This is a genomic window from Ensifer sp. GW821-FHT05G01 (assembly GCF_059419585.1).
On sequence record NZ_JBWKSC010000002.1, the window covers coordinates 300,887 to 324,430 of the forward strand.

Below are 23,544 nucleotides of genomic sequence, written 5' to 3' on the forward strand. Positions count from 1 at the left end.
GTCAAGGCGGCACATCGGACACCCCGCCCGTGGACGTTATCGATCGCGGCAGGTCTCCTGGCTTGCGGGTCAACACGAACCGTCCCGTCTTCCCGAGGCGTCTCACCCCAGTGACATCATTGGACGGCCGCTCGCCGCTTACAGTTGCGGGGGCAGCTCCGGCATGGGCACCTCGCGGCGCCGCACCGAATTCCCTCTTAGCTCCGGCCCGCCGTGAGGCGAGCCGCAGAACCACGATTGCCCGACAATGCCCTGTGAAGGTGGATAGGTCAATCGCATAAAGAAATGTTTATGTCTTTATTTCCAAGATTCGATGGGCAGGGGAATTTTGCGGCAACGGCGCGCGGCACCGCATCACGACAGGCTGTCTGCAGGGGAACCACGCCGTCATCGGTTACCGGCGGCGAAGGCGCGTTGCCGGGATCTGCTACGGGCTGCCACGGTACGGCAATCTCGCCCGCACGCGCGCGAATGCTGTCATTGTCGCGCGTCAGGCCGATGTCTCGGAGCTGGAATTCGCTGAATGTATCGACTGTCGCCGTGATGTCGGCGGCTCTCCTGGCAAAACTCCAGACATGGCGGATGATCGATCGCAGTGCGCTCGGCATTGCTAACCCCTTCAATTCTGCGGTGATGTGTTCGCGAGAAAATTGAGGATTTTCACGGTTTCGCGCAAAGCGGTTTCTCGCATGCTGCCATAAAGAATGCTTATCTCAACGCATGAGCAAGATTCCCCCCATGAGCGCGGTGCGCGCCTTCGAGGCCGCGGCCCGGCACCTGAGTTTCACTCGGGCTGCAGAGGAGCTCGGCATGACGCAAGCGGCCGTCAGCTATCAGATCCGGTTGCTGGAGGACCGCACCGGCACGGCCCTGTTTGTCCGCCTCCCGCGGGAAGTGCGGTTGACGGCTGCCGGCAGACAGCTCGCGCCGAAGGTGACGGAAGCCATCGATCTCCTGGGTTCTGCCTTTTCCGAAATTGCCGACAAGACCGAACACCACCTGCACATTTCGGTGCTTCCGACCGTGGTATCGAGTTGGCTCGGCTCGAGGCTCGCCTCGTTCCAGGCGGCGCATCCGAACATCAGCATTCGCGTGCACATGTCGACCGAGCTGATCGACTTCAAGCGCGACGCGATCGATCTGGTGGTGCGCAGCGGCAACGGCGACTGGCCGGGCCATGACGTGTTTCCGCTTTTCCCGATCGAGTACATGCCGGTCTGCACGCCGACCTTCCTAGAAAAACACCAGCTCAAGTACCCCGCAGACGTTCTCAAGGTGCGACGCTTCGGCAACGCCAGCTGGTGGCGGCGCTGGATGGTCGAGACAGGCGTCGAGCCGCCGGCCAGCAACGGCACGGAGCTGATCTTCGATGTCCAGGCCATGGACGTGGCGACCACATTGCTCGACCACGGCATCGCCATGGCCGTCTCGACCTTCTTGATCGAAGAGCTTCGCAGCGGAAGACTCATCCGGCCGTTCAACCATGTTGTCAGGGACGGTCGCGCCTATTGGCTCGTCTATCCTCAAAGCCATCGACGGCAGAAGAAGATCCAGGCATTTCGCGAGTGGATCATCGCCGAGGCCGCCGCCTCGAACGCGCAGCTGGCAGCGGCGATGGGCGAGTGAGGCCGTCCCACGGCAGCAAAATACCCGCAACCATGAATTATTATTCATGGCATGAATTATATTGACACGAGCCTTGGGCGCGGTTTTAATCGCGACAGTCGGAAGTCGAGGAGGAGTTCCGGCAAACTCACACATCAGCGGTCATTTCTGACGGCACCATTGGTTTTGGGAGGGGCTTCGGCCTCGAGGAGGACGCGTGCGCACTTTTTTGAGCACGACCGCACTGGCGGTCATTGCAACGACGTTTCTGGCTGGCGCTGCCAGCGCGGAGACGGCCAACCCGTTTCGCTGCGAACCCGGCGAAAAATATGTCATGAACGTCATGGTATCGGGCGTCGAATACTGGTTCCCGGTCTATGAAATGTTCAAGCAGGCCGGCCAGCAGTTCGGCTGCGAGACCGAATATACCGGTACCCCGGAGTATGACGTCAACAAGCAGATCGCCACCTTCGATCAGGCGCTGGCACAGAACCCGGCCGGTATCCTCGTTCACCCGATGAACTCGGATCCGTTCATCGAGCCGATCAACCGCGCCATCGACCAGGGCACGGCGGTCGTCACGTTTGCCGCCGACTCGCCGCTCTCCAAGCGCATCTCGTTCATCACCTCGGACAACACCCGCGAAGGCGTCTATGCCGCCGACGCGATCGCCGAGAAGATGGGCGGCAAGGGCGAATACGCGGTTCTGGAAAACCCCGGCCAGGACAACCACGACAAGCGCATCACGGCCTTTGTCGGCCGCATGGCTGAAAAGTGGCCCGACATGAAACTGGTCGGCCGCGCCGCTTCCAACCAGGATCCGAACAAGGCCTATCAGGGCCTGATGAGCCTGATCCAGGCCAACCCGAACCTCGGCGCGGTCTTCATGCCGGAAGCCAACTCGGCGATCGGTGCAGCGCAGGCCAGCAAGGAAAGCGGCGGCAAGGTTCTCGTCATGTGCGCCGACGTCAACGCCAACATCCTCGACATGATCAAGGCCGGCGAAGTCTTCGGTTCGATCAACCCGAACCAGGGCATGCAGGGTTACATGGGCTTCATGCTGCTGTGGCTCGCCAAGCATCCCGAGCTCATCGATCCGATGAACGACGCCAAGCGTTCCGGCTTCAACCCGATGAGCATTCCCTTCGTCGACAATGGTCTGTCGATCGTCACCGCCGCCAATGCGGACGACTTCTACTGGGACAAGTACCTGAAGCGCCGCGGCACCAAGGGTATTGACGAGTAAGGGTCTTTGACATGGCTATCCGGATGTCCGGATAGCCCCGTCGAACGCATAAGAGTGGAGATGGCGATGATATCGCAGCCGGTCCTTCAGGTCCGCAATGTCACCAAGCACTTCGGGGCTGTGAAGGCGCTGACCAATGTGGATTTCAACCTTGAGAAGGGCGAGATCCACGCGCTTTGCGGCGAGAACGGCGCCGGAAAATCTACCCTCATGAACATCATCGCCGGCGTGCTGCAGCCGAACGAGGGCGAAATCCTCGTCGACGGCACGCCGACGAAGATTGCCTCGCCGGCCGCAGCCCAAACGCTCGGCATCGGCCTCGTCCACCAGGAAATCGCGCTCTGCCCGGATGCGACGGTGGCGGAAAACATGTTCATGGCGGCAACCAACCGGCGGCGATCGCCGTTGATGAACTACGCCTCGCTTGCCCGCGATGCGCAAAAGGTGATGAACCGGCTGGCGCCGATCGACGTGCGCCGCAAAGTCGCCGACCTCTCCATTTCCAGCCAGCAGCTGGTCGAGATCGCCAAGGCGCTGACGCTCGACTGCCGGGTGCTGATCCTCGACGAGCCGACGGCGGCGCTGACCGAGGCCGAGGCGCAGGCGCTGTTCGGCATCATCCGCGACCTCAAGGCCGCAGGCATTTCCATCATCTATATCAGCCATCGTATGGCCGAGATCTTCAGGCTGTGCGACCGCGTCACCGTCTTTCGCGACGGTCGCCATGTCTCGACCGAACGCATCGCCGATGTGACGCCCGACGACGTCGTTCGCCGCATGGTCGGCCGCGAGATCACCCAGCTCTATCCGCCGAAACAGGCAGCGGGCGAACAGTCCGACGAGGTCATCCTGTCGGTCCGCGGCATTGGCGACGGCGAGCGCATCGATGGTGTCGGCTTCGAGTTACGCAAGGGCGAAATCCTCGGGATCGGCGGGCTGATCGGCTCCGGCCGCACGGAGATCGCCGAAACGATCTGCGGCCTGCGCCGGAAGGTGCGCGGCGAGGTGCTGCTGCATGGCAAGGCCCAGGCGATCGGCAACTACCGGAATGCGGTCGATGCCGGCATCGTCTATCTCTCGGAGGACCGCAAGGGCTCCGGCGTGTTCGTCGACATGTCGATCGCCCAGAACATTTCCGTGCTGGACCTGAAGACGCTGACCGGGCCGCTCGGCTTGATGAACGCGAAGGCGGAAGCGGACCTCGCCCGCGATTTCACCCGGCGGCTCGGCGTGCGCATGGGTGGCATCGCCATGCCGGTCTCGTCGCTCTCGGGGGGCAACCAGCAGAAGGTGGCGATCGCCAAGCAACTCGCGGTCAGGCCCAAGGTCATTCTTATGGACGAGCCGACGCGCGGCATCGATGTCGGCGCCAAATCGGAAATCCACCGACTGCTGCGCGATCTCGCGCGCTCAGGCATCGGTATCGTCGTCATCTCGTCGGAACTGCCCGAGCTTCTCGGACTGTGTGACCGTGTTCTGGTCGTTCGCGAAGGCGGCATTGCCGGTGAACTCGGCGAGGCCGAGATGTCGGAAGAGGCGGTGATCCGGCTTGCATCCGGGGTCGGGCCGCATGGCGAACCACAAAAAAGCAGGGCGGCCGAGCATGTTGCCTGAGACAAGCAGAGTGAATGGGGAGGCGGAAATGGCAGTCGATACGGTGGTTGCAACGCAGGTGCAGGTTCCGGCCTGGCGACGGATCGGCACGATGCGTGAGGCCGGGCTGATCGCCATCATTCTGGCGCTCGGCATCATCATGAGCTTCGCCTCGCCGCACTTCCTGACCTTCGGCAACATGCGCGCCATGCTGATGAGCTTCTCGGTCGAGGGTATCGTCGTCGTCGGCATGACGATCCTGTTGATCGTCGGCGGCATCGACCTTGCTGTCGGATCGGTCGTCTGCTTTGCCATGGTGCTGGCAGGCTCGCTGTTCCTTGCCGGCGTCGATCCATGGACCGCTTCGCTCTGCGGGATCCTGGCAAGCAGCCTCATCGGCGCCATCATGGGCTTCTTCGTCACCGTGGTCGGGCTCAACCATTTCATCACTTCGCTTGCGGCAATGGTGATCGTGCGCGGCCTTTGCCTTGTCATCACCAAGGGCACGCCGCTGTCGCTGTTCACACTTCCGGCATCGTTCAAGGCCGTCGGTCAGGGCACGTTCAACGGCATCCCCTATGTCATTCTGATCTTCGTCGCCGTCGTCGTCCTGTTCGACTTCCTGCTGCGCCGGGCGACCGCCTTTCGCAAGGTGTTCTATACCGGCAGCAACGAGAAGGCGGCGCTCTATTCCGGGATCAAGACCAAGCATGTGAAGTTCTGGGTGACGGTGCTCTGCTCGACGCTCGCCGGTGTCGCCGGCGTCATCTACATGTCGCGCTTCGGCGCGGCCACGCCAACCTTCGGCGTCGGCATGGAACTCAACATCATCGCTGCAGCCGTCATCGGCGGGGCGTCGCTCAACGGCGGATCGGGTACGATCTTCGGCGCCATTCTGGGCATGGCTCTGTTGTCCGTCGTCACCAGTTCGCTGATCCTGCTGGACGTCTCGGTCTATTGGCAGGATATGATCAAAGGCTGCATTCTGTTGGCCGCCGTCTCCATCGATCATTTCCTGCACAAGCGGAAGGCCAGCTGACCATGCCGATCGCCAATTCCAATCAGAACATCATCTCCAGCGCCCGCGAGGAACTCGTCGTCGCCCGGCAGATGCACCAGGCCCTGGTGCTGCACTTTCTCGAAGGTCTGACCCAGTCGCAGATTGCCGAGCGGCTCGGCATTTCCCAGCCGACGGTCAACCGTCTGATCAAGCGCGGACGCCAGCTTGGCCTCGTCGAAATCAAGATCAAGTCGCCGATCGAGCCGCTCGTCGACATGGAAGAGCAATTGCTGGCGCTTGGCGGCATCAGCCGCGCCGTCGTCGTGCCGACCGTATCGGACAACCAGCAGACGGCGCTGCAGGCGGTGGGCGAGGCGGCAGCCCGTCTGCTGATGGAAGAGATCGCCGATGGTGACACCATCTGCATCACCGGCGGCAAGGGCGTCAGCGCTGTCGTTGCCGGCCTGCATCCGTCGCGGCGCCTCGATATCGAGGTGATCCCGGCGACGGGCTGCGTGCAGGGCAAGCATTATACCGACGTCAACCACGTGTCGACGCTGATGGCCGACCGGCTCGGCGGCAGGTCCTATCAGATCCATGCGCCGCTCTTTGCCGACAGTGCGGCCGAGCGTGCCATGTTAATCAACATGCGCTCGGTGGCGGATGTCTTCAAACGGGCGAGGGAAGCCAAGGTCGCGCTCGTCGGTATCGGCTCGATCCTTTCGGACGATTCGAGCTACTACGACCTGCATCCGTCCTCGAGCACAGACCGCGCCGCGATCCAGCGTTCGGGGGCAAGCTGCGAACTGCTGGCGCACCTGCTCGATGATCAGGGCCGGGTCTGCGACTACAGCCTCAACCGCTCGCTGGTTTCGCTGACGCTCGACGAATTCGCGTCGATCCCGACCAAGATCGGGGTTGCGAGCGGCCCGAACAAGGCCGGCCCCATTCTCAGCGTCCTGCGTGGCAGGCATCTCGATACACTCGTGACCGACGAGGCGACCGGCGAGCGCATCCTTGCCATGGCAAGCGAAAAGGGACTTTCGGCATGAGCAATGAACAATTGACGCGCGAGATCGGCCGCTCCGGTGTCAAGGCATCCGCCGTCGGGCTCGGCACCTGGGCGATCGGTGGCTGGATGTGGGGCGGAACGGATGAGGCCGAATCGATCGCCGCCATCCAGGCCTCGCTCGATGCCGGCGTGACCCTGATCGACACTGCGCCCGCCTACGGCCTCGGGCGCTCGGAAGAAATCGTCGGCAAGGCGCTTGCCGGGCGCCGCGACAAGGCGGTGATCGCCACCAAATGCGGCCTTGTGTGGCACACGACGAAAGGGCGGCATTTCTTCGACCAGGACGGAAAGCCGGTTCATCGCTATCTCGGCGGCGACGCCATCGTGCACGAGGTCGAAGAGAGCCTGAAGCGGCTCGGGACCGATTACATCGATCTCTACATCACCCATTGGCAGGATCCGACGACCCCGATCGAAGAGACGGTGCGGGCGCTTGAAGACCTCAAGAATGCCGGCAAGATCCGCGCTATCGGCGCCAGCAACGTCGACCGGACCGAGCTCAAGGCCTATATCGCTACCGGTCGTCTCGATGCGATCCAGGAGCGCTTCAGCATGATGGATCGCGAGATCGAGGCGGAGCTTCTGCCGCTGACGACGAAGAACGGCGTCGCAACGCTCAGCTATTCCTCGCTGGCTCTGGGGCTTCTCTCCGGCACCGTCGGTCCTGACCGGGTGTTTTCGGGCGACGATCAGCGCCGCGACAATCCGCGCTTCTCGGTCGGCAACCGCGAGAAAGCGACAGCCTTTGCCGAGGCGATCCGCCCGATTGCCGAAAAGCATGGAGCCAGCATCGCGCAGACGGTCATTGCCTGGACGCTCGCCCAGCCCGGCGTCACGTTTGCGCTCTGCGGCGCACGCAATCCGGCGCAGGCGCTCGACAATGCCCGGGCCGGCACGATCCGGCTCGACGGCCCGGATCTCGCGGCGATCGACGAAGCGATAGCGGCGAAACTCGCCCACATGGATAGGTAACGGACCGCCATCATGAACCGAGAAGAGATCTTTGACGGGCTCCGCCAGAGCCCGAAGGTGGACGTCTGCGTGCTGGGCGGCGGCATCAACGGCCTCAGCGTCTTTCGCGAGCTGGCGCTGCAGGGCGTCAATGTCGTGCTCGTCGAGAAACACGATTTCTGTTCCGGTGCCAGCGCCGCACTCTCGCGCATGGTTCATGGCGGATTGCGCTATCTCGAAAACGGCGAATTCAGCCTGGTGCGGGAATCCCTTGTCGAGCGCGACCGGCTGTTGCGCAACGCGCCGCACTATGTCGGTCCGTTGCCGACGACGGTTCCCGTCTTCGATGTCTTTTCCGGCCTCGCCAACGGCGCCGTCCGGTTTCTCGGTCTTTCCCGCCGACCGAGCCGCCGCGGTGCAATTGTCATCAAGGCCGGGCTCGCCATCTATGACTTCCTGACGCGCAAGCGTGCCCTGATGCCTCGCCACGAGTTCCGCGGGCGCCGCTCGACGCTTGACAGATGGCCGGCGCTCAATCCGGCGATCAAGAATTCCGCAACCTATTACGATGCCTGGGTCAGCCAACCCGAGCGCCTCGGTATCGAACTGCTTGAGGACGGGCAGTCGGCCGGCACCCACGCGCGTGCCGTCAACTATGCCGAACTCAAGCTGACCGCTCCGGGACGCTACGTGATCAAGGACACGATCGGCGGCACGGAGACGTCGATCGAGCCGGGCCTGATCGTCAACGCGACAGGTGGCTGGATCGATATCGCCAATCAGGGCCTGTTTTCCGAGCCCGCACGTCCGGCGCCATTGATGGGCGGCACCAAGGGCTCGCACCTGATCATCGACAACGACGATCTGACGCGCGCGCTCGATGGTCACATGATCTACTACGAGAACGAGGACGGGCGCATCTGCATCCTGTTTCCCTATCTCGGCAAGGTCCTGGTCGGCTCCACCGACATTCGCGTCGACGATCCCGAAACCGTGCGCTGCGAGACGGCGGAACGGGACTATATCCTGCAGTCGCTCGCCTTCGTGCTGCCGACGATCAAGGTTAGAACCGAAGATATTGTTTTCCAGTTCTCAGGTGTGCGGCCGCTGCCGGCGAGCAAGGACAATTTTACCGGCCGCATTCCGCGCGATCACTATTGCACCTTCGTCGGGACCGCCGATGCCGGGCCGCCGGTCTTGTGCATGATCGGTGGCAAATGGACGACCTTCCGCTCATTCGGCGAACTGGCGGCCGATCTGGTGCTGGAGCGATTGGCCAGACGTCGGCAGATCACAACGGCCGATCGGGCAATAGGCGGCGGCCGAAATTTTCCAGCCGATCGCGAGGCCTGGATTGCGCGGGTCGCCGCGGCAACGGCGCTTTCGCCAGCGCGTGTCGAAACGCTGTTCGAACGCTACGGCACGGACGCCGAGCGCGTCGCAGACTTCATTGCGGCAGGTCCTGATGCGCCGCTTCCGCACCCCGGTTACTCGGACCGCGAAATCCTGCTGCTGATGCGCAGTGAAAAGGTCGAGCATCTCGACGACTTGCTGCTACGTCGCGCGACGCTGGCAATCACTGGCGAACTCTCTCTCGAGATGGCGGACGCCGTGCTCGCACTGCTGGCCGCCGAAAAGCACTGGCCCGTGGCCCGCCAAGCGCAGGAGCGCACCCGTTTTCTCACCCTTCTCCTCGAACGCCATGGCGTCGACGAAGACATGCTTTCCGCACGGAACGAACAAAGGAGTGCATTATGCGAAACAACCGCAAGGTCCGGATGAACCGTCTCTTTGGCGCAGGACGCTGCCTGGACGTGGCCATCGACCATGGCGTCTGCAACGAACCGTCCTTCCTCGACGGCCTTGAGAATATGGAGGCCGTCGTCAAGGCGCTGGTCGATGCCAGGCCCGACGCAATCCAGATGAATTACGGCCAGGCTGATCTGCTTCAGGATATTCCCGGCAAGGACAAGCCTGCCTTGGTCATGCGCATCGACATGGGCAATCCCTACAACCGCATTCGCCACCGCGACATGTGGGCGGTGTTGCAGAACGAGGCCGAACCGCTGATCGGCGCGCTGGAGATGGATGCCGCCTGCGTGGTCGTCAACCTGTTCATGCTTCCGGACGAGCCGGACCTCTTCCGCCAGTGCGTCGCCAACATTTCCCGCGTGCGCGCCGATTGCGAAAAATACGGCATGCCGCTGATGATCGAGCCGCTTGTCATGCAGCCGGTCACCGAGCGCGGCGGCTACATGGTCGATGGCGATCCGGAAAAGATCGTGACGCTGACGCGGCTCGCCCGCGAGATGGGCGCCGACATCGTCAAGGCTGATCCGACGACCAATGCGGAGGATTTCCATCGTGTGGTCGAGGCGGCGCGTTGCCCGGTTCTGGTGCGTGGCGGCGGCAAGGAAGACCTGCGCGCCGTGTTCGACAAGTCCGCGGCCTTGATGCGACAGGGCGCTGTCGGCATGGTCTACGGGCGAAACATCTACCAGCATGCAAACCCGAGCGCCGTCGTCCGGGGCTTGATGGCGATCGTGCACGACGACGCCGATGGCGAAGCCGCCTTCGCATTGTATCAGCAGGGTTGATCTCGGCCAGGCTGGTATAAGGACGACGATCCGAACCTTGGGAGGGGTTCTTCAATGGCAGACTATCTTCTGGGACTCGACGCCGGAAACACCGTGATCAAGGCGGTGATCTTCGACCTTGAGGGAAATGAGATCGCGGCGGCTGCGCAGGAGGGGCACAGCCGGGTGCCGCGGCCCGGGCATGTCGAGCGGGGGCTCGAAGAGCTGTGGACCCATGCCCGGGCAGTCATCCGCCAATGCGTCGAGCGGGCCGGCATCCGCGCCGAGGAAATCGTCGCGATCGGTTGTGCGGGCCATGGCAACGGCCTTTACGCGCTCGATCAAGGCGGCGAACCGCTTCTCGGCATCCAGTCGCTCGACACCCGCGCCGCCGGGCTGGTCGAGGAATGGAAGGCTCAAGGGGTCGGCGACCGGACCTACGCCATCGGCCGGCAACGCCCCTGGCCGTCACAAACGCCAACCCTGCTGGCCTGGCTCAAGCGCTACCAGCCGGAGACCTTCGGCAGGATAGGCACGGTGTTCCTGTGCAAGGATTTCATCGTCAACCGCCTGACCGGCAAACGGGTCAGCGATGTCTCTGATATGACCGGTTGCGGTCTCCTGAATGTCGTCAACCGGCACTACGATCGTGATCTGATGGCCGCCTTCGATCTCGGCGAGGCAACCGGCCTGTTGCCGGATCTTGCCGAAAGTGCCGATGTTGTCGGCACCGTGACGCCGGAGGCGGCGGCGCAGACAGGGCTGGCCGCTGGCACGCCGGTGGTCGGCGGTCTCTTCGATGTCATCGCCTCGGCCGTCGGCTCAGGCGTTACCCGCACTGGCGCTGCCTCGATCATCGCGGGGACATGGAGCATCAATCAGGTCATCATCGACGGCCCCGACCTTTCCGGTCCGGTCTTCATGTCCTCCACCTTCGATCGCAGCCGCTATATGGCGATCGAATCGAGCGCGACCTCGGCGGCCAATCTCGAATGGCTGGTGCGCGAGTTCTTCGCAGAAAGCGGCATCGAAGACGGGCGATCGCCATACGATGTCTGCTGCGCGCTTGCAGCCGATATCGAGCCGGCCGCCAACGACCCGATCTATCATCCGTTCCTTTATGGCGCGCAGCAGGACGGCAATGCCCGTGCCGGGTTCTACGGCGTCGCCGGTTGGCACACGAAAGGCCATCTCGTTCGCGCGGTTCTCGAAGGTGTGGCCTTCGGCCATCGCCAGCATATCGCCACCATGCGTTCGGCAGGCGCGACCTTCGACGAAGCGGTGCTTTCGGGCGGCGGGTCGCGCAGCCTGATCTGGCCGCAGATCTTTGCCGACGTGCTCGGGGTTCCGGTGTCGGTCGCCCGTTCGCGCGAGACCGGCGCGCTGGGGGCCGCAATCGCCGCCGGCACGGGGGCAGGCATCTTTGCTGATTTCTCGGAAGGTGCCGCAGCGATGGTGAAGACGGAACGTCACTACCGCCCGAACGCCGCCATGGCGCGCCATTACACGCGACGCTACGAGCTTTATCGGGATATTGCCGACGCAATGGCGCCAATCTGGCGGCGGCTTTCGAACGCCGAAGTCGAGGTCTCGGAGGCTGCGGCTTAGGCGCAGAGGGACGGGCGGGCAACCTTGCCGCCGTTCGCGCGGAAGGTCGAAACGTGAAGGCGAGGGCCGCTCCGGCCATCGCCTTGGTCGTTCCATTTCGATCTGAGCGCCGCCGCCTTGGGAGGAATGGGCAACGGCGCAGGGATCACGCGAGAAACATCAGAAGCGCATGTTTACGCCGGCCTTGATGACATGGCTGTTGATGTCCTTCTCGCTCGATCCGAAGGCCGTGTTGGTGCGCACATCAGGGGTGGTGATGTAGTTGTATTCGATTTTTGCCGACAGGCCGCCGGCAAAGGCCTGTTCGACGCCGGCGCCGAGCAGATAGCCGCCCTTGAAACCGACATCGTTCTGAACTCCGCCACCCTTCTTGTAGCTGGTCATGGCATAACCGGCGGTGCCGTAAACAAGCGTCTGATCGAACGACAGGCCGGCCTTCGCCTTGATCGCGCCGCGCCATTTCTCCTTGAGCTTGCCGCCGCTGACATTGTGTTCCGTATCGCCGAGATAGGAGCCTTCGATTTCAGCGCCGACGATGCCCGGACCCATCTGCATGTTGTAGCCAGCCTGAGCACCGAAGGCGACGCCGTTGCGGTCGGCAAAAGGATTGGGGCTGCCGGTAAAACCGAGACCGCCATGCGCGCCGACATAGGCACCACTCCAGTTGAAGGCGGGCGGATCCTGGTAGGACGACGCCGGTTCCGGCGAATAGGGGTCGGCGGCCCGTGCCTGTTGCATACCGGCTGTTGCCAGGAAGGCGATACCGAGCCAGAGGGAAAGTTTGTAATGCTGCTGCATGGCGTTGCTCCGTGGATTGGACATGGCGCCGGGAATGGCGCTCTCATCTCCGCCCGCTGTTTCGCGCCGGTCTGGCGCGATCATCGCTGCGGGAAGATGTGCGCATTTGTGCGCCGCGCGGATTGCATCAACATTGCAAATATCGATTAAAGTGCTGATTTCATTATTAATAACCTGTTAGACTCTGTGGCGGAGCCAAGGCAAGCCGACGCTCGCGCCCGTCTCACGCGGCCGGTAGGATCATCCGGAAGCAGGCGCCACCAGTCTGCGCGCAGACCACCGATATGTGCCCCTTGTGGCGGCTGACGATCTCGCTGACGAGATGGAGCCCAAGGCCCGCGCCGTGGTCGCGGGGTTGCAGCCGGTGAAATGGCTCGAAGATCCGTTCCCTCTCGCTTTCGGGAATGCCGGGACCTGCGTCGCTAACCTCGATGATACCGCCACGTTCGACGTGAATGGAAATCAGCCCGCCCGCATGCTCGATCGCGTTGCGCACCAGATTGGTGACGGCACGCTCCAGGGCGCCGGCATCTCCGCGCGTACTGACCTGATCGGGTCCGTGGGTAAAGGAGATGTCGCAGCCGGCCGACAGTGCGAGAGGGGCGAGGTCGGCAGCCACATCGCGGCAGAGTGTGACCAGGTCGATTGGGGCGAAGTGAGCGCTGTCGCGATCGATGCGCTCGAGGTCGAGCAATTGTTCGGCGACCCCGGCAATACGGGCGGTGTCAACCAGCAGGCGGCTGCGCAGCGGGCCGAAGTCCATGCCCTCAAGACGCGTCTGCAGAATTGCGACCGGTGTTCTGAGCTCGTGGGCGGCATCCATGATGAAGCGCTGGCGTCGTTCGTAACCTTCGTCCAATCGCTGCAGCGCGCCGTTGACCGCTTCCACGAGCGGGCGCACTTCACCGGGAACGCGACCATCGGGCAGGCGGGCGCCGCGACGGTCGACATCGATGCTCTTGGCATGGTCGGCGACCTCGGCAAGGCTTGCAAAGGCACGGCGCACGATGATCGGAATGGCGAAGGCGGGGATGAGAACGAGGATCAGAACGATCGGCAGCAGCAGCAGGTTCGTCAGGAAGAACACGGCGAACGAGGCGCTCCACAGGCGTCCGCCGCCCGTCAGGACGGTATAGGTACCGGTCTCGGTCTCAACCACCCGGGCGATGGCCGAGAGCATGTAAGGCGCCATACCGTCCCGGATATCGGCAAATGTCACGCGATCGAGATGTTCGCCGATGCTGCGATAGGCGTCGGGCACCGGTCCGCTTTGGACTGTCTCGCCGCGCTCGTTGCGCACGACGAACCAGAATCCCGGCGTCTCGGCGTGCATGGCGCGCAGCTCGGGCGTGTCTTTCAGTTTGAGCTTCTGGTCCGGGCCAACCTCGACTGAGCTGGCGGCGATCGATGCCGAACCGGCGTCGAGGATCATGCCGCCGAGATCGGCCCTGATCAAAAGGGCCATGAAGCCGGCAATGACGGCCACCAGCAAAAGTACCTGAAATGTCAGGATATGCCAGATCAGCCGCTTCTTCAGCGAATGGTTGGCGCTCGTGGTCACGACAATGTCCTCAGCAGATATCCAACCCCGCGAATGCCGTGGATTTCAACGCCGGAACCCGATTCCAGCAGCTTCCTGCGCAGCCGCGAAACATGTGCGTCGAGCGAATTGGACTGGATCTCGTCGTCGTATCCGTAGACCGACTCCTCCAGTGTCGAACGTTGCACGGTTCTGCCCTGCCGCCGCACCAACGCCTCCAGCACAAGCAGTTCGCGGCGGGGAAGCTCCAGGACGCGACCGTCTATGCGGGCTTCCCGACCATCGAAATCGAAGACAAGATTGCCGATGCGCGCAGTCATCGGTGCGATATCGGGCGCACGGCGCATCAACGCGCGAAGTCTTGCCAGCAACTCCTCGACGGCGAAGGGTTTGGCGAGATAATCGTCAGCGCCCATGTCCAGTCCCCTGATCCGCTCGTCGACGCTGCCACGTGCCGTCAGCACGATCACCGGAATGCCCGACTTCAGCGCGCGAACACGCGGAATGAGCGTCAGTCCGTCGCCGTCGGGCAATTGCCGATCGAGAATGATCGCGTCGTGGACCTGATTGGCCATCGCGGCGATGGCGTGATCGAGCGACGGCGCGTGGTCAAGGATCATGTCATACCGACCAAGGGCGACGCCGAGCGCGGCAGCCATCTCGGGCTCGTCCTCTACAAGGAGTAGGCGCATGCATCGATTCTCCAATGTGTCTGTGCGACGGCGGCACATTTGATTGAGGAGCATTGCCGCAAGGTTGCGGCTGGTGCGCAGATCGAGTGCATTATTTGACCGCCGGCGCGCAATGCAACCGGAGCATATCCAACCGGCGTTTACGGTATCTGACGGGGCCAGGCGGTGTGAAACGGTACGCCTCGGCATGTCGTCGTTCCTGGACGAACTCACGGGGTGATCGCTTTCGCCGCGTGATGATCGCCGGCGCTAGACAGCATTGGCGGATGATCGGAAGCAACTGGCGTTTGTGTCGGGATCATCGCCGGCTGTTCTGCATGTTTCCTGAAATCCTACCCGGCTCGAGGATGAAAACATGCGGCAATTCAACGTGTTTTGGAGAGCTTTGATATTGTGACAAGACGCGCGGCGCTGTCGACGCAGAAGGGCGCCAGAGTGGGTGCTATGGCCGCAAGGGTTGCGTGTCATGGAATTCGGTGTAGCCCCCCAAGAGCTACACCGAACGCTTCCGTCAGCCCGTCAGCAGCGGTTTCCATCAAAACCGACGCAAAACGGGGAGGGCGGGGCCTTAGTTGAGGGGGATTGCATTTTCGCCCTTGCCGGCTTGATAGACAGCAGAGAGGTCGTCGTACTTCCGGCCGATTGCGGAGGCTCTTTCTTTCAGATCGGAGCGCTGCGGCTCGGGCAATTGATCGATCAGGCCCCCGATCGACTGGCCATTCCAGAACGAATTCGACCGATTGTACCCCCCTGGCTCCAAGGTGAAGACCTCCTTCAGGATCTTCAGATCGTGCGGAATGGAAAACGCATCCCGGGAATCCTCGTGGCTGAAGAAATAGAAGAAGTTGTCGAACCCTGCCCAGGTGATCGCCGAAAGGCACATTGAGCACGGCTCATGGGTCGACAGGAAAATGAGGTCTTTTGAGTCCGGTCGCTCGGAACCTGTCATCTCATAAAAGCGCTTCAGGGTGTGAACTTCGCCGTGCCACAGGGGATTTTCAGTCTCGTTGTTGGTTTCGACAAGGACCGTGGAAAGGTCCGATTTGCGCAGGAGTGCCGCTCCGAAGATCTTGTTGCCGGCGGCAACGCCGGCCTCCGTGGCGGGAATGATACCCTCCTCCATGGCGGTGAGCAGGGCGTCGAGCAGACGTGCGGGTTCGATTTGTTCTGACATTCTTCTTCTCCTTGAAATGTCGGGAATGAAACTGATCCGGACCAAAGCTTGGACCTCGGTCCGGAAGGTGTTTTCAAAGCGCTGCTCAGTGAGCGCCTTCAGGAATCATCGGTATTTCGATGCCTTTTTCGTCGTAAAGCTTGCCGTTGAGGAAGTAGTCGCCGTCGCGAAGCCGGACGATGTCCTTGTAGCGGATCGTTCGTTCCGTGCCCGCCACGAACACTGACTGCTGGTCGGCATTGCCCGTTTTGAAATGGTTGAACAGCAAGTTGAGGACGATCGCCATCAAGGCAGCGGAGCTGATCCCAGAATGAAAGATCGTTGCAACCCAGGTGGGGAAATGTTCGTAAAATCCCGGTGACGCGATGGGGATCATGCCGAAGCCGATCGACGTCGCGACGATGATCAAATTCATGTTGTTGTGGTAGTCGACCTTGGAGAGCGTGCGGATGCCGCTTGCCGCGACCGTGCCGAAAAGGACGATGCCGGCTCCACCGAGAACGGAACTTGGCACCGCTGCAACAACGCGTCCCATCACCGGGAGAAGGCCGAGGACGACGAGGAAAACACCGCCTGTCGCGACCACGTAGCGGCTCTTGACGCCGGTTACGGCGACAAGCCCGACGTTCTGGGCAAAGGCGCTCTGCGTGAACGACCCGAACACCGGTGCGAGAATGCTCGACAGCATATCGGCTCGAAGGCCATCGCCCAGGCGGCGCGAATCGACCTTGGTTTCGACGATTTCGCCAACGGCGAGAATGTCGGCCGATGTCTCGACGAGCGTCACGATGATGACGATCAGCATGGAGACGATGGCGGCGATCTCAAAGGTCGGATAGCCGAAATGAAATATCGCTGGCAAGGCGAAGAGGGGGCCGTTTGCCACTTGCGAAAAGTCGGTCATGCCAGCGGCATAGGCGATGCCTGTGCCGATCACGAGCGCAAGCAGGATGGAGAGCCTCGAGACGGATGCGCTTCCGAGCTTGCTGAGCAACAGAACGATGGCGAGCGTAGTGGCGGCCAGCTGAATGTTCGCCGGGCTTCCGAAATCGGGTGAGGTGTTGTTGCCACCCATCGCCCAGAATGCCGCGACCGGCATCAGCGTCAGTCCAATGGTGGTGATGACGATCCCGGTGACAAGGGGAGGGAAAAACCGGGTAATCCTTGAGAACACAGGCGTAATCAATAGCCCGATCAAGGAAGCTGCGATAACGGCGCCCAGAATGGACGGGATTCCTCCGTTGCCGGAAATCGCGACCATTGTCGCAACCCCTGAGAACGAGACGCCCTGCACAAGCGGCAACCGGCTCCCGAAGAATGGCAATCCCAGTGTTTGCAGGATGGTGGCGAGACCGCCGGCAAAAAGCGAGGCCGTTACCAGGAGGCCGACGTCACCTGGGCTAAGCCCCGCAGCCTGACCGACAATAAGGGGCACGGCGACGATGCCGCCATACATCGTCAGAACGTGCTGCAGTCCATATGCGATATTGGCGCCGATGCTGAGTTTTTCGTCTTCCGGGCGCCTGCTTGATGCACTTCCCTCTTTTATAATTGCCAAGGTAAACTCCTCCATACCTTTGCTGACGTTGCGCTTCGAGTTGAACCCCATTTCAATCAGACACTTCGACATAGCCATCGGGGCAGAGGCTCATGCCGCAGCATGGGCTCATGCCCGATGCAGAGATCGGTGCCGATTGTCGTTGCTGGAACGCGCACGAGAGATGTCTCTTCGTGCAACAGAGGCGGGGCGCCCCGACGGATTTTCAGGCGTGCTTGCCGGGGCCCTGTGACGGGCTTCACGCGAACGTGTGTTCCGGCAGGTAACGCGGTGAAAGCCATAGACTAACCCACCATCGGGCGGGGTTTTCCCATTGCCGTCAAAGCAAAAAATATTACGAAAGGGGAGATCGGTCTCCATGCCCCACCAGCTCCATAGTTGAACTGACCGTTGGCCAGTTTCGCTAGGACCCTGTTCCAGGAGGTGCGAACTCCGGATCGTCATCAACGTGCGTTGAACGGGGCGATTCTTGTGAGGCGTAAACCTACAGTGTCACTAAGCTTGCAATGTTTTAGAAGAACCTGTCAAGAGTGTGCTGCCGCGATTGTTCCGGCGGACAATGGAAGTTGTCTTGCGCACCCCGTGTGCCCCTTCGGTCGGTCCTCCACAGGTTCGGTGTGCGTTTGCCGAGCGTGGGGAGCGCCGAGGTTGCGGTCTGCCCTCTGGGTTTGTCTCGCCTCGCGACCACGCGCCAAAGTAAAACACGATGGCAAGGGGACCTTTGCGTCGCTGCGAAGCAACGACGCCATCTCCCTTGGCGCTTCGCCAATTCGGCAACCGCGTTTTCAGCGATGGCACGTCTTCGGCACGCCTGCTGTAGGCCGATGATGCCGATCACCACAAGCCTCTCGATGGGCCGGCTGGGGACGCAATGGTCAGACGTATCTCCGGCCATAGCGGCTTCCGAGACCGGTCAGGATCTCATAGGAAATGGTGCCGGCATCGCGCGCCACGTCTTCGAGCGTCTGGTTCGGGCCGAGGATTTCCACCAGCGTGCCAAGCCTTAGCTGGCCTTCCGGCAATGCGGAGATGTCAACCGTGATGCTGTCCATCGACACGCATCCCACGATCGGAAGCCGATTTCCGTCGCAATAGACGGCGCCCTTGCCGCTCAGGCTGCGCGGAAGGCCATCGGCGTAGCCTGCGGCAATGGTGGCAAGGCGGGTTTCCGCCGTCGTCACATGGCCGCCGCTGTAGCCGACGCTTGCGCCGGCGGGGACGCTGCGTGTCTGCACCACCGCGACGTCGAGCCGCACAACTGCTTCCATGGGGTTTTGTATGCCGGCCGTCGGCGCGCCACCGTACAGCGCGATGCCGGGGCGGACGAGCGCGCAGTGATAGGCGTCGCCGAGGAAGATGCCGCCAGAGTTGGCTACGCAGATGTCGAAGCCGGGGAACTCCGCCGCGATGCGGCTCATCTCGGCAAGCTGGGCATTGTTCTGGGCGCTTTCGACGTCGTCGGCGCAGGCAAGGTGGCTCATGATGAAGAGGAGTTCAATGAAGCCGGCATCCTGTAGTGCCTCGGCAAGGGCCAACCGTTCGTTCGGCGGTACGCCGAGGCGAGACATGCCGGTGTCGAATTGCACCACGGTTCTCAGACGGCTGTTGAGGCTTTGACCAGCCCTGGACCAGTGCTGGAGCTGTTCCAGCGAATTGACGACCGGAACGATGCCGGCTTGGGCGCAGGCGCGCTCGTTGCCGGGCTGCAGGCCGTTCAGCACGAAGATGTCCGCGTCCAGCGGCAAGCAAGGTCTAAGGCGGAGAGCCTCGCCAAACTGGGCAACGAAGAAGTGGCGGCAGCCATGCGCATAAAGCTTCATGGCCACCTGCTCGGCGCCAAGGCCATAGGCATCGGCCTTGACGACCGCCGCAGTGCGGGCCGGTGCCGCGGCGGTCGCCAGCTTCTCATAGTTGCGGGCGAGAGCGGCAAGATCCACGGTCAGATAACCTGGCATGCCTTCTGTGCCCGGCGATCGGTGACAGGGCTGCCGATCCAAAATTGTAATGTCCATTTCCGTCTCCCAGTTGACGGAAGGCTATTGAAATAATCGTCAAATTGTTTGCCAATGATTGGTCAAAAATTGTGATTTTGCGGAACTATTAAAATAAAGCGTGAAAATTCTGAATAATTGCGCATGGCGGATTGACTGTAGGCGACGACGGCATTCCACGGTCGCCACCGCTTGATCTGTGCAGGAGAATGCCCGTCTGGCAGTGAACATCAGGTTGTGGCAAACAGCCGAACCGAGCACGATGCATTGGTCTAGACGTGACTTGGCCAAAGGCGCGGGAAACGTCGGACGAAGAGTTCGAGCGCTCTGTGTGAAACTATCGTCTTGGCGCCGGAGAACCTGCCGAAGGACTTCTGGCGGGCACGGAAAATGTGCAATGAACGAAGTGTGTTGCGACACATTTTGGTAGCAGCTATGGAGTTTGCACCGTTCATAGGGAACACAACATGACGACACGTGCGACCCTTCCCGCGGTCGACTGCGATCCTTCACCGGAAGGACACGGGCCGATCTCGGTTTGGGGACATCGGCCCATCGCATTGCAGCGACTGATCAATGCAGCGGGCAACCTTCTGTTTGCTCACGATGTCCCGTCCATGGCGCGCTACACCGCAGGCAAGATCTTCCACGATCTTTCCAAGCCGTCGTCAATGTTCGGCGTCGCCCGCAACACCTTGCCAGCATCGGGATATCTGACGGAAGCCCTGGCTGTGGCAGTCAAGGCGGGCGGACCTATCGCAGACCTTGGAAAAGCCATCGCGGAAATCGCGCCAGACCTTCGCTGGTACCGCTCGAGAACGGGGCCTTTCGCAAGCATCAATTTCGTACGGGGTCATGCACATGCGCTGATGGTGGGACCCGGCGGCATGGAGGAGCGTGACGACGTCCATATCGGCGCGACGATCATGGCGCCCTATAGCCGCTTTCCGGATCACCGCAAGAAACATCCGACCGTCTTTCTCGCATTGTCACGCGCCGAAGTGCGCCTCAACGACGACGATTGGTCCGTTCGCTCGCCGGGTGGCATATTCTTCAGCGACGAGGGCAACGACCTCGCCATGCGCTGTACCGGAAACCCGCTCCTCTTGTTCTGGTGCCAACGGGTTCGGTCCCAATCCTAGTCCACTGCGGCTGTGGAATTCCTCGTCTTCCCCGGATCGCCGCCAGGGGACTTCCAGCGGTGTCGTGGCAGAGTGGGAGATCGCCCCCGTATCACGCCACAGCGTGGCTGGCTCTGCTGTCTGGCCTCCGCGAGCAGGGATGTGAAAGACGATGCTACGCCTCGCCCAGCTTCGCCTCACAACGCAGCAGCATGCCGTAGAGATCACGAGGCTCGTCCGGATCGGCCAGCAGATCGAGATCGACATAAAGCCTGGTCTCCTGAAGCTTGCTGCGCACGTAGCGCAGCGCCGAAAAATCCTCGATGGCAAAACCGACGCTATCGAACAGCGTAATCGTCCGCTCGGACTGACGGCCTTCACGCTTGCCGGCGATCACTTCCCAGAGTTCCTTCACCGGATAGTCTGCGTCGAGCTGCTGGATTTCGCCCTCGATGCGGGTTTGCGGCGGATATTCGACGAAGATATCTGAGCGCAGCAGGATATCCTTGTGCAGCTCGGTCTTGCCGGGGCAATCCCCGCCGACGGCGTTGATATGCACACCCGGACCCACCATGTTGTCGGACAGGATCGTGGCATACTGCTTGTCAGCCGTGACTGTCGTGATGATGTCGGCTCCTTCGACCGCTTCCTGGGAAGAGCTGCACGACTTGATCGCAAAGCCCTTGCCGGCGAGATTTCGGGCACAGCGCTCGGTTGCGCTCGGGTCGATATCGAAGAGCCGAAGCTCGCTCACGCCGACAATCGCCTTGAAGGCAAGCGCCTGGAACTCGCTCTGAGCGCCGTTGCCGATGATCGCCATGGTCTTCGCGTTCGCGCGAGCGAGGTGTTTGGCGGCGACTGCCGACATCGCTGCCGTGCGAAGCGCTGTCAGGATGGTCATTTCGGAGAGAAGCATGGGGTAGCCATTGCCAACATCCGAGAGCACGCCGAAGGCGGTGACTGTCTGGCGCCCTTCCTTCGTGTTCTTCGGGTGACCGTTGACATATTTGAAGCCGTAGAGCGTGCCGTCGCTTGTCGGCATCAGCTCGATCACGCCCTCCTTGGAGTGCGACGCGATACGCGGCGTCTTGTCGAACTGTTCCCACCGGCGGAAATCGTCCTCGATCACTGCGGCGAGTTCGGTGAGAAAGGTTTCGATCCCGACCTTCAGCACCAGTCTCATCATATGGTCCACACTGACGAACGGTACGATGTTCAGATTTGAATGAGCAGTCACGGCGTTCAATCCTTTTGGTTCAGACACTCAGCTTGAAGTGCGAGGAGTGGTTCCCACTCGAGCCCACTGGCGGCATCAATTCCCTTGGCTGTTGTCGGCGAGGAATGTTCTGGCGATTTCAGAAACGAGATCCGGCAGGACCTCGAAGGCATAGGGTTCATGCACGCGCTCGAACTTCTGGTGGAACTCACGGCCCCAGGGACCGAGATTGACCGCCGGGAAGCGCAGCGCATTCTCCGGCGGTCGATCGATCAACCGCGAGATCGGCGTGTTGTCCGAAACCACCTGACTGCCGCTCGCCGTCAAGCCCAGGAAACTCATGTCGGAGATACCCTGGAAATGCGGCTTCCAGACTAGGCTGCGGTCAGGATCGTTGCCGAGACCCACACGCGCCTTTTCGATGGCCTGATGCAGGGCGCGGTCATTCGGTTCGTCGAGCCGCAGGTGGCTGGAGGGATAGTGAAGCCCGGCGAAGCCGATGACAATGGCAGGGCCGGACAATCGGGCGATCCCGACCAGCCACTCCGTCAGTTGCCGCGTGAAGACCAGCGGATTGTCGATAGCGCCGAGTGACGTTTCCTCGGCCGCGTAAAGAGCGTCGAAACCTTCGCCGCAAACCTGTTTGGCCAAGGCGCGCAGTTCCTTGAAGGTCAAAAGACGCGGCCTGCCCGGCGTGGCGCCCGCGCTTCTGCCGACAAGCCTGCCATACTTGGCGGACTGCGAAGCGAAACGATCCACCGCTTCGGTGGCGCCGGATAGCACTTCCTGCGCGAAGCGGGCGAACAAGTCGTCCGCTGGCATTGCGTGATACAGCCAATTGAACGCGATCCAGAAGCGCTCCGGTGTTGTGACCTCATAGCCATCGCGCAGATCCTTGGCCTCCAGGCAGATCGGCGGGGGTGAAATATCGTTTTCGTCGCGATCGGCAAGCGAGGCATTGCCTTCGAGACGTGCCAGAATTCCGGCGGCCATGGCCTGCGCGCTGACGCCTTCGAACGGGTAGCTTGCGTGGGAGCTGCAGCCGATCACCAGAGCGAAAGGCAGAAGTTTGCCGATCGTGCCGGCATAGACGGCGCGGCCTTCGCTGCCGTCGCCCTGATCCGACGTCACATCCAGGTTGATGCCGGCCGCAATGTCGATGTTCAATGTTGACGTGAGGTTCGGCAACGCGTCGCGCAGCGAGCGCATGCCGCGACTTTCACGCTCTTCATCGGGCGTGGCGACCAGCATCAGATTGCCCTGCCGATCGGGGTCGGCCGCGAAGTTTTCAAGGCAGGCGATCGCAACCGCGATGCCGCTCTTCATGTCGAGCAGACCGCGGCCGGGCAGGAAGTCACCGCTCCGCAGATCCTGCAACGCCCTTTCCTCCTGCTCGGAACGGTCATCCCGTGCCGAGAGGGTGTCGATCAAGGCTTCCTTCAGCCGAAGGCTATCGCACGCCAGCGGCTTGAGTTCGTGATAGTTATCGGTCGAGACCGTATCGAAGTGCCCCGCCATGACCAGCGTGCGCTTGCCGGTGCCACGAACAAGCGCCACGACATTGCGGGTGAGGGGCTCTCCATGGCTTTCCACCAGGCGAAGATCTTCGGGGTGCGTGCGAAAATAGGCAAGCTCGCTCAGAAGCTCGTGCAACTGATCGGCAAATCCGGCTTCGCCGGGAGTACCGGTTTCGCTCGGCCATGAGGTAATGCGCAGGGCAAGTTCCCGGGCGCGATTGCTGTCGATCCGGGTTCCTGTTCGGGAAACATGTTGTTGTTGTGGGTTCGTCATCCTGTTTCTCCG

At 61.8% G+C, this 23,544-nt stretch carries 19 protein-coding genes and 1 riboswitch; of the genes, 10 read left to right on the forward strand and 9 right to left on the reverse strand.

What is annotated here, in order from left to right:
* Nucleotides 1-30 precede the first annotated feature (30 nt).
* Nucleotides 31-251: riboswitch (cobalamin riboswitch) on the reverse strand.
* Between the two features lie 18 nt (nucleotides 252-269).
* Nucleotides 270-608, reverse strand: coding sequence for a hypothetical protein (locus tag AC07UR_RS07205; RefSeq protein ID WP_209789462.1), 339 nt, complete (start codon nucleotides 606-608; stop codon nucleotides 270-272).
* Between the two features lie 112 nt (nucleotides 609-720).
* Between AC07UR_RS07205 and AC07UR_RS07210 the strand changes: the two genes are divergently transcribed.
* The 9 genes from AC07UR_RS07210 to AC07UR_RS07250 all read left to right on the forward strand — a co-directional run bounded on the left by AC07UR_RS07210 (nucleotide 721) and on the right by AC07UR_RS07250 (nucleotide 11,651).
* Complete coding sequence (locus AC07UR_RS07210; protein ID WP_209789463.1) at nucleotides 721-1,626, forward strand: LysR substrate-binding domain-containing protein; 906 nt, start codon at nucleotides 721-723, stop codon at nucleotides 1,624-1,626.
* Nucleotides 1,627-1,822: 196 nt separating this feature from the next.
* Nucleotides 1,823-2,851 (forward strand): substrate-binding domain-containing protein, encoded by a 1,029-nt coding sequence (locus AC07UR_RS07215; RefSeq protein ID WP_209789464.1) that lies wholly within the window; start codon nucleotides 1,823-1,825, stop codon nucleotides 2,849-2,851.
* A gap of 66 nt (nucleotides 2,852-2,917) precedes the next feature.
* Nucleotides 2,918-4,465 (forward strand): sugar ABC transporter ATP-binding protein, encoded by a 1,548-nt coding sequence (locus AC07UR_RS07220; RefSeq protein WP_209789465.1) that lies wholly within the window; start codon nucleotides 2,918-2,920, stop codon nucleotides 4,463-4,465.
* 28 nt (nucleotides 4,466-4,493) lie between these two features.
* Nucleotides 4,494-5,483 carry an ABC transporter permease gene (locus tag AC07UR_RS07225; protein ID WP_209789466.1) on the forward strand — a complete coding sequence of 330 codons (990 nt, stop codon included), beginning with the start codon at nucleotides 4,494-4,496 and terminating at the stop codon, nucleotides 5,481-5,483.
* A 2-nt stretch (nucleotides 5,484-5,485) separates the two neighbouring features.
* Nucleotides 5,486-6,496 carry a sugar-binding transcriptional regulator gene (locus AC07UR_RS07230; protein ID WP_209789467.1) on the forward strand — a complete coding sequence of 337 codons (1,011 nt, stop codon included), beginning with the start codon at nucleotides 5,486-5,488 and terminating at the stop codon, nucleotides 6,494-6,496.
* The gene (locus AC07UR_RS07235; protein WP_209789468.1) at nucleotides 6,493-7,488 is read left to right on the forward strand and encodes an aldo/keto reductase; all 996 of its coding nucleotides are present in this window, start codon (nucleotides 6,493-6,495) and stop codon (nucleotides 7,486-7,488) included. The genes AC07UR_RS07230 and AC07UR_RS07235 overlap by 4 nt, the downstream gene beginning before the upstream one ends.
* Nucleotides 7,489-7,500: 12 nt before the next feature.
* Nucleotides 7,501-9,249: a glycerol-3-phosphate dehydrogenase/oxidase gene (locus tag AC07UR_RS07240; RefSeq protein ID WP_209789469.1), complete on the forward strand. Its 1,749-nt coding sequence runs from the start codon at nucleotides 7,501-7,503 to the stop codon at nucleotides 9,247-9,249.
* Entirely contained in the window at nucleotides 9,222-10,064 is an 843-nt protein-coding gene (locus AC07UR_RS07245) for a class I fructose-bisphosphate aldolase (protein ID WP_459553705.1), read from the forward strand. The genes AC07UR_RS07240 and AC07UR_RS07245 overlap by 28 nt, the downstream gene beginning before the upstream one ends.
* Before the next feature lie 54 nt (nucleotides 10,065-10,118).
* Nucleotides 10,119-11,651: an FGGY-family carbohydrate kinase gene (locus AC07UR_RS07250; protein WP_209789470.1), complete on the forward strand. Its 1,533-nt coding sequence runs from the start codon at nucleotides 10,119-10,121 to the stop codon at nucleotides 11,649-11,651.
* A 159-nt stretch (nucleotides 11,652-11,810) separates the two neighbouring features.
* Here the strand turns inward: AC07UR_RS07250 and AC07UR_RS07255 are convergent, their stop codons facing one another.
* From AC07UR_RS07255 to alr, 6 genes are all read right to left on the reverse strand, one after another.
* Nucleotides 11,811-12,449, reverse strand: coding sequence for an outer membrane protein (locus AC07UR_RS07255; protein WP_209789471.1), 639 nt, complete (start codon nucleotides 12,447-12,449; stop codon nucleotides 11,811-11,813).
* Between the two features lie 223 nt (nucleotides 12,450-12,672).
* The gene (locus AC07UR_RS07260; protein WP_209789472.1) at nucleotides 12,673-14,010 is read right to left on the reverse strand and encodes a sensor histidine kinase; all 1,338 of its coding nucleotides are present in this window, start codon (nucleotides 14,008-14,010) and stop codon (nucleotides 12,673-12,675) included.
* Nucleotides 14,007-14,681, reverse strand: a complete 675-nt coding sequence (locus tag AC07UR_RS07265; RefSeq protein ID WP_173421697.1) for a response regulator transcription factor — start codon at nucleotides 14,679-14,681, stop codon at nucleotides 14,007-14,009. The genes AC07UR_RS07260 and AC07UR_RS07265 overlap by 4 nt, the downstream gene beginning before the upstream one ends.
* A 568-nt stretch (nucleotides 14,682-15,249) precedes the next feature.
* Nucleotides 15,250-15,855: a nucleoside deaminase gene (locus tag AC07UR_RS07270; protein ID WP_173421699.1), complete on the reverse strand. Its 606-nt coding sequence runs from the start codon at nucleotides 15,853-15,855 to the stop codon at nucleotides 15,250-15,252.
* An 85-nt stretch (nucleotides 15,856-15,940) separates the two neighbouring features.
* On the reverse strand, nucleotides 15,941-17,428 hold the full coding sequence (locus AC07UR_RS07275) for a nucleobase:cation symporter-2 family protein (RefSeq protein ID WP_173422253.1): 1,488 nt from the start codon (nucleotides 17,426-17,428) through the stop codon (nucleotides 15,941-15,943).
* 860 nt (nucleotides 17,429-18,288) lie between these two features.
* The gene (gene alr, locus AC07UR_RS07280) at nucleotides 18,289-19,425 is read right to left on the reverse strand and encodes an alanine racemase (RefSeq protein WP_209789473.1); all 1,137 of its coding nucleotides are present in this window, start codon (nucleotides 19,423-19,425) and stop codon (nucleotides 18,289-18,291) included.
* A 446-nt stretch (nucleotides 19,426-19,871) separates the two neighbouring features.
* Between alr and AC07UR_RS07285 the strand changes: the two genes are divergently transcribed.
* On the forward strand, nucleotides 19,872-20,546 hold the full coding sequence (locus AC07UR_RS07285) for a dimethylsulfonioproprionate lyase family protein (RefSeq protein WP_173421701.1): 675 nt from the start codon (nucleotides 19,872-19,874) through the stop codon (nucleotides 20,544-20,546).
* A 154-nt stretch (nucleotides 20,547-20,700) separates the two neighbouring features.
* On the opposite strand, the gene ocd is transcribed toward AC07UR_RS07285, so the two are convergent.
* On the reverse strand, nucleotides 20,701-21,762 hold the full coding sequence (gene ocd / locus AC07UR_RS07290) for an ornithine cyclodeaminase (protein WP_209789474.1): 1,062 nt from the start codon (nucleotides 21,760-21,762) through the stop codon (nucleotides 20,701-20,703).
* 75 nt (nucleotides 21,763-21,837) lie between these two features.
* On the reverse strand, nucleotides 21,838-23,532 hold the full coding sequence (locus AC07UR_RS07295; RefSeq protein ID WP_209789475.1) for a M20/M25/M40 family metallo-hydrolase: 1,695 nt from the start codon (nucleotides 23,530-23,532) through the stop codon (nucleotides 21,838-21,840).
* Nucleotides 23,533-23,544: the final 12 nt, after the last annotated feature.